This window comes from Alkalibacterium thalassium (genome assembly GCF_900101165.1).
GTDB lineage: Bacteria > Bacillota > Bacilli > Lactobacillales > Carnobacteriaceae_A > Alkalibacterium > Alkalibacterium indicireducens.
In genome coordinates, this window is the sequence record NZ_FNFK01000060.1 from 1 (window position 1) to 10,691 (window position 10,691).

The window sequence follows — 10,691 nt, forward strand, 5'->3', positions numbered from 1 at the left end:
CGAGCCAGCGCTGTCCAAAATGCGGGACTATAGACAAGGAAAATCGCTTGAACAGGGAACATGCTTTCTTTTGTAAAAATTGTGCCTATAAATCAAACGATGACCGAGTAGCTGCCATAAATATTCAGCAATTAGGAACAGAGTGGATATCCGGAACCAAACGTCCCTGCTATACGAAAGTCGAAATAAATTAAGGTACACATGATATATTCTGTGTATTGCCGTAGAAGTCAATCTGCGGGTAAAGGGTAGTCCTTTACGAGAAGTAACCTAAAATAGGAGCTTGGAATCAAGCGTTTTGTACTATTGCGCTTAGAGTTACAAGCCCGGTACTTTAGTGCCGGGTCATTGACCATAATCCCTCATCATAAAAAATATACTTTATAGTACCATACCTGTACGTGTTTTTGCACATTAAAAAAGAGCCAGCGGATGCTGACTCTTCTTGCTATCCCGTTATTCGCCTAGTGCATTTTTTCCTAGAAACGCCCACAGCATCCAGATCGTCTGGTCGACATAGGTTTTCTGTTCAGTCAGAATATCTACGGTTACATCATCGTTCGCTTCATCAAACATGTCGATTCCTTTAGATAATTCATCTCTCAATGTTTCAAAATCATGAACGACTGATTCGATCATGTCTTCTTCACCTAAATGCTTCTCACCGGGTGCTTCTTTAATCGTTGAGTGATCGATAAATTCTTTCAAAGTAGAATACGGTTCCCCGCCCAGCTGCAGCAGTCTTTCTGCAGTTGCATCAAAATGTTCTGTCAGTTCGTCATAGTACTCTTCCAGCTTCACATGCAGTTCAAAAAATGCCGGTCCTTTAATATACCAGTGTGCCTGGTGCAGTTTAATATAGAAAAGGCCCTGAGTTGCTACCAGATTGTTCAGATAACTTGTTACTGATTCTGTTGCCATTGATCAAACGCCTCCTAAAATATTTGTTCTTTCTATAGTTTATGATACATCCCTCACAATTTCAATTGAAATGCTCAAAAAAACCAGAAGAAGTAAGGGGCCTCTTCTGGTTCTTTCAGCTTGTTATTATGGTCCGACTGTCAGGACAGCGCCGTCCAGTTCAGTTTCTCTTCCACCTAATACTGCAGTAGGATTCAACGCATAATTTCCTGGTCCAAGTGGCTGACCATCGATCAGCATATCCCAGACGAAGAAATGTTCACCTCTTGGTACGTTCTGACTAACAGCCGTTTCCGTCAGCAGTTCGCCTGTATCAGCATTTCGGACACGCAATGAGAACTGATCGACATCTGTCGTCAGATTGGCTAACCCGAGCAGCAGGCCGTCCATCAGACCGAATTGTACGTCATTCAGAAGCGGGAAATCCGGTTCCTGAATAAACAGGATAGTCGGTACATCATATGACTTGACTCCATCACTGATTGTAAAGGTGCCCTCGACATAACCCGGTTCCAGATTAGAGGCATCCACCTGTACATTGAAGTTGAATGAATTTGATCTGCCGGCCTGAATATTCAGATTGTTGCTGTTGCTGACTTTGATCCCGTTGTTTCCGGAAAAACTGACAGTATGACGTTTTCTGCTGTCTGACAGATTATGAATCTCAAAGCTCTGTCTTCGTACCTCTCGTCCTTTCTGCTTCTCGAAAACACCGAAAGAATGACTTCCCGGAATGATAAGAGTTTCAGCCTCGATCGCCTGAAGCACACGAACACTTCCTGCTCCTTGTGTATTATGCAGATACACTTGACCCTCTCTGTCAGTAAGCTGTTCAGCTGTATTCATTAAAGCAGCCTTAACAAAATCGACGCTCCAGTCCGGGTGAGCTTCAAGGATAAGAGCTGCTGCCCCAGCTACATGAGGAGCGGCCATACTTGTTCCCTGTAGAGATGCATACGCTGGACCTGGAACTGTGCTGATAATACTGACACCAGGTGCGACCACATCGGGTTTGATCATCCAGTTTGTCATCACAGGCCCTCTGGAAGAGAAATCGGCTACTGTTTCGCCGACAACATGACTAAATGAAGCTGCTAGTGTCACTGTATTAAAGCCATTCTCAAGATCCTGAAGGAACTTTTGGCCATCTTCTAAAGAGGCCATTAGTGTAGGCTCGGCCATGCCTGGAATTTCCGGCTGGCTTCCTTCTACATTGTTAAACAAAATCACACCGACGGCTCCAGCATCCTTAGCATTCTGTGCTTTCTCTACAAAAGGAATAGCACCGCGTTGAATCAGAGCAATTTTCTCTTCAACATCAACAGAAGCAAGTTCCTCGGGACTTCCCAGTCCAGCATAGACAAATTCCAGAGTCTGTCCATCGAGTGCAAGCAGGTCCTCTTCGCTAGGGTAGCCCATTACTTCAATGGAAGGATACTCTATGGATGAACCGGTAGTAACCGATGCACTGAATACATTGTAAGGCAGCCGAGTTGCCCCAACAGAGATGGCATCTCTTGACGTCCCAGGTGAACCGACTGTCCAGTTCTGAGGTCCGGTATTTCCGTTAGCTGTAATGGCCACTACCCCTTCTCCCATGGCCGTATCTAAAGCAATTGAAGTAGGAAAATCAGGATTATTAACTGTTGCACCTAAAGACAGGTTCATAATATCTACCCCATCTTCGACCGCACGCTCAATTGCCGCTACAACATCACTCGTTGTTCCACTTCCACCGGGCCCAAGTACGCGGTAGGCAAGCAGATTCGCATCAGGTGCTACCCCTTTTATCCCTCCGTTAGCTGCGATCGTTCCAGCCACATGTGTCCCGTGATTGGTTGCCAGAGACGGATTAAGAACATCTCCAATCAAGGTTTCCTGAGGATCATCGTCATTATCTACAAAATCCCATCCTTTATAGTCACCGAAAGCATGAACCAGATCCGGATGTGTATAATCCACTCCAGTATCAATCACAGCTACAGTTACTCCTTTTCCAGTGTACCCGGTATCCCAGGCTTCAAAAGCCTCTATGTAAGGTGCGCTGTCTAGCATTTCTGGAGTGACTTCGTTGACATCGAACTGCTGTGTATCAGTCACTTCATACTCCTGATCAGGATAGACTGATTTGACACCCTCGATCATCAGAAGCTTACCGATATCACTTTCAGACAGGTCGACAGAAAAGCCTGAGAAAAGCTGATCGTATTCCTGATTGACTTCGGCCTGTCCACCGGCTGCTGCTAATTCATTTAGAATGCGTTCCCGTTCTACAGATAATCTGAACTCAGACTGAGAACGTCCCTGCTGTTTTGCCTGAAGGACCGCTTCTTCTTCAAGTTCAACAATGACTGTTAAAATGTCATCCGACAGCAGATCTGAATCCAGATGAAGTTTTGGACCAGATCCTTCTGAATTCCCACCGTTTCCTTCTGCACTGACTTGACTGATTGACGATACGGAAGATATCCCTAATAGTAGAGACATCGATCCTGCGAAAATTGAAGTGAACTTATTTTTCATTTGACTACTCCTTTTCTCCTTAATCGAATCATTAACATTTTATAATGAATATCCATCATTTCTAATAATATATTAATAAAAAGATTAGCACACCCTATTATGAACTGCAACACTTTTTATAACATAAACAAACATAGACAAATTATAACTATTTATATTCAAGTTGTTCTATTTAGCACACTTCCTCCTGCCAAAAAACACTTATTCTTTTTTACTCAGTGATTGTATCTTTTTCGACAGCTTTATCAGAATCAGTTATACTTATACATGAATGACAAGGAGGAAAATCTATGACTCAAGTAAGAAAAATCATCACTGGAGTGATCCAGGAAAACTGTTATTTAATTTATTCAGGAACAGATGCACTTATTGTCGATCCTGGAGATGAAACGAGTAAAATCAAGGATGAACTGGAAGAACTGGGTGTGCGGCCTTTAGCAATCCTGTTGACACACACGCATTATGATCACATTGGCGCACTAGAAGACCTTAGAGTCGACTATGATATTCCAGTTTATGTCAGCCCGGAAGAAAAGGACTGGCTGGGAGACCCATCTAAAAACCTGTCTGTCTACGGCACACACAAAATAACAGCAAGAGAGGCAGAATTTACTTTCAATCCTACAGAAACCGTATCGATCGGTCCATTTACATTTGAAGTCGTCTCAACTCCAGGACATTCTCCTGGCGGCGTAAGTTTCATTTTTGAAAAAGATGGCTTCGTTCTTTCAGGGGATGCCTTATTCAAAGGCAGTATCGGCAGAACCGATTTGCCTGGAAGCGAACCGGAAAAACTGATTCCCTCTATAGAAAAAGAATTGTTTAGACTTTCAGATGATACCATTGTCTACTCAGGACATGGCATGCAGACGACGATCGGTAACGAAAAAAAGACAAATCCATATTTCAATTAGAAAAGAGGTCTAGGCGATTGAAACGAATTTTATTACTTCACACTGGTGGAACCATTTCGATGAGTACAGACCAGCGTACAGGAGCGGTAAAGCCAAGCGACGAGCATCCGCTACACCAGTACAGTCACTTGTTTGAAGAAAATCTGGAAATTAATGAAGAGGATATCTTTCAGCTTCCTTCTCCTCATGTGACACCGCATGATATGCTTAGCCTTCAGAAAAGACTGATGCAAGCCGCTGAAGAAAACATTTATGATGGAGCAGTCATTACTCATGGCACAGATACACTTGAAGAAACAGCCTATTTTCTGGACCTTACTCTAGACAGTCCTTTTCCTGTAGTTCTCACAGGAGCTATGCGCCCTATTGATGAACTTGGTTCAGACGGCGTACGTAACTTGCAGAATGCTATATGGACCTCTCTTTCTCCTGATGCGAGAGATAAAGGGGTACTGGTTGTTCTAAACGAAGAGATTCATACAGCGCGGTATGTTACAAAAACACATACAACAAATGTTGCTACCTTCAGAACCCCCACTTTCGGACCGATTGGTATCGTTTCAAAGCATGAGGTCCGATTCTTTCAGAAACTGATTTTCAACGAAACGTATCCAATCAAAAAAGCTGATAAGAACGTCTGTATGCTTAAGTCTTATGCGGGTATGGACAGTACGCTGTTTGATGCCCTGCTCAGTACTGATCTGGACGGCTTGGTCATAGAGGCACTCGGTGCTGGTAATTTGCCCCCTGCTGCTTTACCGGGACTAAAGAAAATTCTTGAAAAAAATATTCCTGTCGTTATTACTTCCAGAGCATTTAATGGAATAGCCCAGGATATCTATGCTTATACAGGCGGAGGTAAACACTTGAAAGAGCTTGGAGTGATATTTGCCCCAGGACTTTCAGGTCCGAAAGCACGAATTAAACTGCTGATTCTTTTGGAACAGGCTTTTGATAATAAACAGATCGACTTGATCTTTAAAAAATAAAGCACACACCTTAATTCAAAAAAAATAAGCCCGAGGCAAGCGATATATGTCGCTTGCCTCAGGCTTATTTGTCGGATTTAAATAATCTGAATGCTTTATTGGTCAGATTTCAAGATCCCATTTCTCAATGGACAGTTCAGCATCCCCTTCAAAACGGATCGTATCTTTCTCATGTTTCGGATAGACACGAGTTGAAAGGACGTAATCTCCATCATTAAGAAAAATCTCGATCGAAGAAGTATCAGCAATGACATGGATGCGAGTCAGATCCTCAACTTCGACTGTTCTTTCAGAACGCCCAAAGCCGGAAGGCCCGTGAGCTAAGCTGAATATCTGTCCGTCATATGAGAGGACCGTATCCTCTTTCATATGGACAGACAGTGATTCGCCAAGTTGCTCTAGAGTCAGAATCAGTTCGAATGTGCGAGGGTTCTGATTTTCCAGTTCATACGATTCAGATACTTTTACTGCTGTCTTAACTTCATTTTTTCTAAGTGATTCGTATTCTTTGAGTGGCCGCTGTTTCAACTGTCCATTCTCTACAGTGAGTTCCCTGGGCAGAGTCATGGCGTGCTGCCAGCCTCGAGCAACTGTAGGATTTGAGTACTCAGGACTTATATCTCCAAGTCCCATCCATCCCCAGAGAATGCGTCGCCCGGATTCGTCCTCAAATGTCTGAGGGGCATAAAAGTCAAAGCCACGGTCAAGCTCTTTAAACGAACTTTCAGGTATAAAAGATAGGTTGTCCCAGTCGACATGACCTAAATAATACCCGGCATTATGGACATTCGAGTAAGCATGTTTTGTAGCCTTTAATCCCTGCGGAGAGAAAATAACTACATCCCTTTCTTCCGTCTCAAAGAAATCAGGACATTCAAACATATACCCCATCTCTTTATCGCCTTCCAGAAATACACCTTCATAATGCCAATGGTCCAAATCCTTGGAGCTGTATATCAGGATTTTACCTCTATGGTTTAGTGCTCTGGCACCAAGTATCATATAAAAGGTTCCTTCTTTTTCGAAGACTTTAGGATCTCTGATGTGATCGGTGAAACCTTCAGGATAATCTTCATGTGCAATAACGACTCGCTTACTATCAATAGTGAACCCATCTTTGCTTGTCATATGGATGGTGTTCTGCTCTCGTCCACTAAAAGTATAGTCATGATCTCCATCATTTTTTACATTTCCTGTATAAAAGTAATGAATAATCCCATTATTTTCAAGCGCACTTCCTGAGTACACACCATCTCTGTCATATGTTTCTTCTGGTGAAAGAAATATCTCTTCCTCGTGAAAATTGACCATATCAGCAGATGTCTTGTGGCCCCAGTGTACTAGACCACCTTCTGGATTGTCAGGAACATACTGATGATATAAGTGATACGTCCCATTGAATTGAATAGCACCATTCGGATCATTCAACCAGCCCGTTTCAGGCATCTGATGAAACGTCAGCCTCCATGGATCATTCGCAATTTCACTCTTAAGTTTTTTTCTTTTTGCTTCAAATGTTTCCCAGTAAGCTTCATTCAAATTACTCATCAACTTCTCCTCTTATTTAAAACTTTCTCTTATAGCACTACCTTGTACTCTAACTAACAGGAAGCCAGCGGTAAACGAAATGGCTGTTACGGCAATATACTGGATCATAGCAATCCAGTCTCCAGTGTATAGGAGTAGTCCTGGAAGGAATGTGATTCCCATACCAGTAGATGTTAGACCTAATAGGTATGTTACGAAACCACCTAGTGCTCCAGCCGCGATACCTGACCCAAACACTCTTAGAGATCTCAAGTTAACTCCGAAAAGAAGCGGTTCAGTGATACCGAATAATGTTGGAACAGCTGAACTGATAGCATTTGATCGTTTGACCTTGTCTTTAAATAGCAGTGAAGCTCCGATAGCTGCTCCGAACTGGCCAGCCATACTGACAGTAGTCAGAGTCTGAATGATGTTTTCTCCAGTGTTATTCAGAAGACTGATTTCAATAATTCCAATTGAGTGATGCAGTCCTGTGATAACGATGAGCTGCTGTAGTCCGCCAAAGATTATATAACCTATACCTAACGGTGCTTCTATAAGGTACACAATACTATTAATAACTGTAGACTCTGCTACCTGAAGAATCGGACCTAAGATAAATAGCATAACTGTAAGTGTAATTGTAATAGATAAAAACGGGGTGACGACCAGGTCCATCATTTGAGGAATAAATGTCCTGAACCATTTTTCGAGCTTGGAGACCATCCACCCTACTATGATTGCAGGGAAAATTGATCCCTGATATCCCACTATATCAAGGCCAAAAATTACTAATGGATCTGCATTACCTGCTGCTACTGCCCATGCGTTAGGAAGTTGCGGAGCGACCATCATTAATCCTACGACAATACCTAAAATCGGATTTCCACCGAATTTCCTTGTCGCACTGTACGCTATAAGTACCGGCAGGAATGCGAAGGCTGTATCAGTAAGCATTTCAAATAATGTAAGTGTACTTTCATCCATATTTAATCCAAGTTCAAGGAGTAAACCTCTAACTCCCATCAAAAGTCCTGTGGTGACCAGTGCAGGAATCAATGGAACAAGAATATCTGCTAAAATACGCACGACACGTTGGACTGGATTAAGATTCTGATAAACATTATCTTTAAAGTCATCTGACCCGTCGGTACTTCCACCCATGACTTGTTCTAATTCACTATAGACTGAATTTACTTTCCCTGTACCGAAGATAAACTGATGTTGTCCAGTGTTGAAAAAATATCCTCTAGATTCAGGGACGTTTTCAGCTTTCTCTTTATCTACTTTCTTGTCATCTTTCAAAATTATTCGCAAGCGTGTGGCACAATGCTCGTAATTCTGAATATTGTCTTTACCTCCAACTGCTTCGAACAGTTTATTAATTGACTCTTCGTACTTCATTTGATCCTTCCTTTCCTTTTTAACCGTTTTCATATTAGTCCTGTTCCTTTATTAGAACCGGTTCCTTTAAAGGATAACAGGAACCGGTTCTAATTGCAAGAGAAAAGAAAGCACTTTCTACACTTTCTTAAAAAATGTGGTCGACTGATTGATGACCAGCTCGTTTTTCATTTCACTAACATGAGGAACTTCCTCTTTATTTATGAGTTTGACCAGTTTGTCCACCGACTCCAGCCCCATTTCTCTGTACGGATAGCTCACTGTAGTTATCGTCGGTGAAACATAAGCCGTTGCTTCATACCCACCAAAGCCTGATAAGGAAAAGTCTTCTGGAACACTATAACCTAGTTCTTTAGATGCTTTAAGCACAGCTACGGCTATGTTATCCGTCGCACAGACAATATAAGTGGCCAAAGTCTCAGGGAGAAACTTCAGTGCCTTCTGATATGCAGACGAGCGGGAGAAGTCTGTTTCAATAGTGTCGATGGTTATCCCATGACCAGCTCTAACGGTGTCAAGGAATCCCTGCTTGCGTTCTACCCCTACTGCACGGTCTTTTTCCGGCACTCCGATAAAAAGAAAGTGACGATGCCCCAGTTCCAGTGCATACTTCCCAATTTTCTCTCCTGCTTCATAATCCTGATGAATGATGCTGTGTATGTCTTCAGCTCTCTGTCCGATGAATAGAAACGGCGTCTGAGTCTGTTTTACAGCTTCGATATGTTCAGGTGTCAGTTCACGGGCGAACATGATGATGCCTTCTACTTTCTGTTTTGACAAGGTCTGAATATTTTCGAATTCACGCTCGCTGTCCTGATCGGAATTGGTTATGATCAGCTGATAGCCGAGCTGTCTAGAGCGCTCATCTATCCCCGACAGGACTTCATTTGTAGATGCGGAACTAAGTCTCGGAATGATGACACCGATCATATTCGTCTTCTGCGCTTTGAGGCTTCGTGCAAAATTGTTAGGCATGTATCCAGTTTCTCTGATGATCTCTTCAATTTTATTTCGTGTTTCCCGACTCACAGATCCGTTATTGAGGTATCGGGAGACTGTGCTTTTTGCTACACCCGCCTTTCTGGCAATATCATTGATTGTGACCATTCGTATTCCTCCTTTCTCCATTTTTCCATGTAAATGTAGCAGCACAATGGACTGTGTCTTCTGTCTTAATTATATGATCAGAATAAAGGTTCTCTTCTTTTCTGATACTGGACTGACTGAAGACGAGCTGATGCTCACTGACTTCCTTATTAAATGTAATGACCCCGCTGGTAATATCATGGTCCAGCAGGAATGTACTGTCGAGACTGTCTAGTATCCAGTTGATATAATGAGAATTATTGACATGGTGATTTCCATCTATATCAAAGTAGCGTACGGCATACTGCTTTTCATTATACTCTTCTGAATCGACCTCATCCGGTTTCGTATTTCGTCTGATTCTTTTTGAGTACTCAGCTTTGTATGGGGCAACAATATCTTCAGGTATGCGTGCCATTTTTCTCTTTTCGCTGTCAAGTAATGCAAAGGTCGTTTCTACTTTAATTAATTCAGTTCTGTCCGAATCTCTTACAATAAACGTTCTATAGGTAAACAGCTTATTATATTCTGTGGCAAAGGTTTCAATGTAGACTGTCTCATTCAGCCTTGGCATACGGCCGATATCAAAGGCATAGTGCAAAATGATCCAGCTCAACCCTCTGTCTCTAATGTATGCTCCTCCACGTTTCAGGGAGTCTGACTGCTTTTCAGATACATCCAGCAGCAGATTCACAAGCATAGGTAAAGTGAGCCGCTGAGTCCGGTCACACATATAGTAGGCAATGTCTTTCGTTTCTTCATATGATAGGTACACTAGTTTTCTCCTCGTATTCTTCATTCTAAATTAAATTATAAAAGCAAAAATATAGAATTACAATTCTTATTCATATGACTTAGTTCTAATCATACAATCATCCATACGTGCTCAAAAAAAACATGATCTATCATTGATATCTGGCCATTCTTATAAATAACTGAAAAATAGAATATAATTAATTATATTGAAATTAAACTATGTGTAAAATAGTTGTCGGAAAGTAAAATAGTAGGGCAAGAAATTAAAGTAGACAAAAAGAAAGAAGACCCTTAATCTAGAGATAACCACAAATCCAGAAAAGAGGTCTTCTTATGAATCAAATTATAGCAGAAATTGCCAGTATATTAAAGGATTCTGAAACATTAATAGACAGTGAAATACGATTAGATCAGTACCTTCCACAAGTCATGTGTGAGTTGGTTTCTAAAGCAATAGAAATGATTGATTTGGAACTAATCCATTCCTATAAAGAACGAGGATACGAAATAGAGAAAACAATGAAACGTACCGTTCAATTCTCTTACGGGGGTGTTGAAATTAGGCGACGAC

The 10,691-nt window shown here is 41.8% G+C and carries 10 protein-coding genes; 4 read left to right on the forward strand and 6 right to left on the reverse strand.

The features are described from left to right. Window positions 1–194, forward strand: a 194-nt coding sequence (locus BLR76_RS09820) for a zinc ribbon domain-containing protein (RefSeq protein WP_143009235.1), incomplete at its 5' end; no start/stop codon positions are given. A gap of 262 nt (window positions 195–456) precedes the next feature. Here BLR76_RS09820 and BLR76_RS09825 read toward each other — a convergent pair. Then, window positions 457–921: a Dps family protein gene (locus BLR76_RS09825; protein ID WP_091268538.1), complete on the reverse strand. Its 465-nt coding sequence runs from the start codon at window positions 919–921 to the stop codon at window positions 457–459. Window positions 922–1,047: 126 nt separating this feature from the next. Beyond that, window positions 1,048–3,444 (reverse strand): S8 family serine peptidase, encoded by a 2,397-nt coding sequence (locus tag BLR76_RS12390; RefSeq protein WP_218121438.1) that lies wholly within the window; start codon window positions 3,442–3,444, stop codon window positions 1,048–1,050. Between the two features lie 290 nt (window positions 3,445–3,734). On the opposite strand from BLR76_RS12390, the gene BLR76_RS09835 reads away from it, so the two are divergent. After that, window positions 3,735–4,358 (forward strand): MBL fold metallo-hydrolase, encoded by a 624-nt coding sequence (locus BLR76_RS09835; RefSeq protein WP_091268540.1) that lies wholly within the window; start codon window positions 3,735–3,737, stop codon window positions 4,356–4,358. 17 nt (window positions 4,359–4,375) lie between these two features. Beyond that, entirely contained in the window at window positions 4,376–5,347 is a 972-nt protein-coding gene (locus BLR76_RS09840; RefSeq protein ID WP_091268541.1) for an asparaginase, read from the forward strand. 102 nt (window positions 5,348–5,449) lie between these two features. Here BLR76_RS09840 and BLR76_RS09845 read toward each other — a convergent pair whose 3' ends face one another. The 4 genes from BLR76_RS09845 to BLR76_RS09860 form a co-directional block, all read right to left on the reverse strand. Further along, on the reverse strand, window positions 5,450–6,895 hold the full coding sequence (locus BLR76_RS09845) for a glycoside hydrolase family 32 protein (protein ID WP_091268543.1): 1,446 nt from the start codon (window positions 6,893–6,895) through the stop codon (window positions 5,450–5,452). Between the two features lie 12 nt (window positions 6,896–6,907). Further along, window positions 6,908–8,278: a PTS transporter subunit EIIC gene (locus tag BLR76_RS09850; RefSeq protein WP_091268544.1), complete on the reverse strand. Its 1,371-nt coding sequence runs from the start codon at window positions 8,276–8,278 to the stop codon at window positions 6,908–6,910. Window positions 8,279–8,395: 117 nt separating this feature from the next. Next, window positions 8,396–9,385 carry a LacI family DNA-binding transcriptional regulator gene (locus BLR76_RS09855; RefSeq protein ID WP_091268546.1) on the reverse strand — a complete coding sequence of 330 codons (990 nt, stop codon included), beginning with the start codon at window positions 9,383–9,385 and terminating at the stop codon, window positions 8,396–8,398. Then, window positions 9,369–10,139, reverse strand: coding sequence for an acyl-[acyl-carrier-protein] thioesterase (locus tag BLR76_RS09860; RefSeq protein ID WP_176759688.1), 771 nt, complete (start codon window positions 10,137–10,139; stop codon window positions 9,369–9,371). The genes BLR76_RS09855 and BLR76_RS09860 overlap by 17 nt, the downstream gene beginning before the upstream one ends. A 314-nt stretch (window positions 10,140–10,453) precedes the next feature. Here BLR76_RS09860 and BLR76_RS09865 point away from each other — a divergent pair. Next, window positions 10,454–10,691 (forward strand): hypothetical protein (locus BLR76_RS09865; RefSeq protein WP_143009236.1); only part of this gene is annotated, 238 nt, incomplete at its 3' end.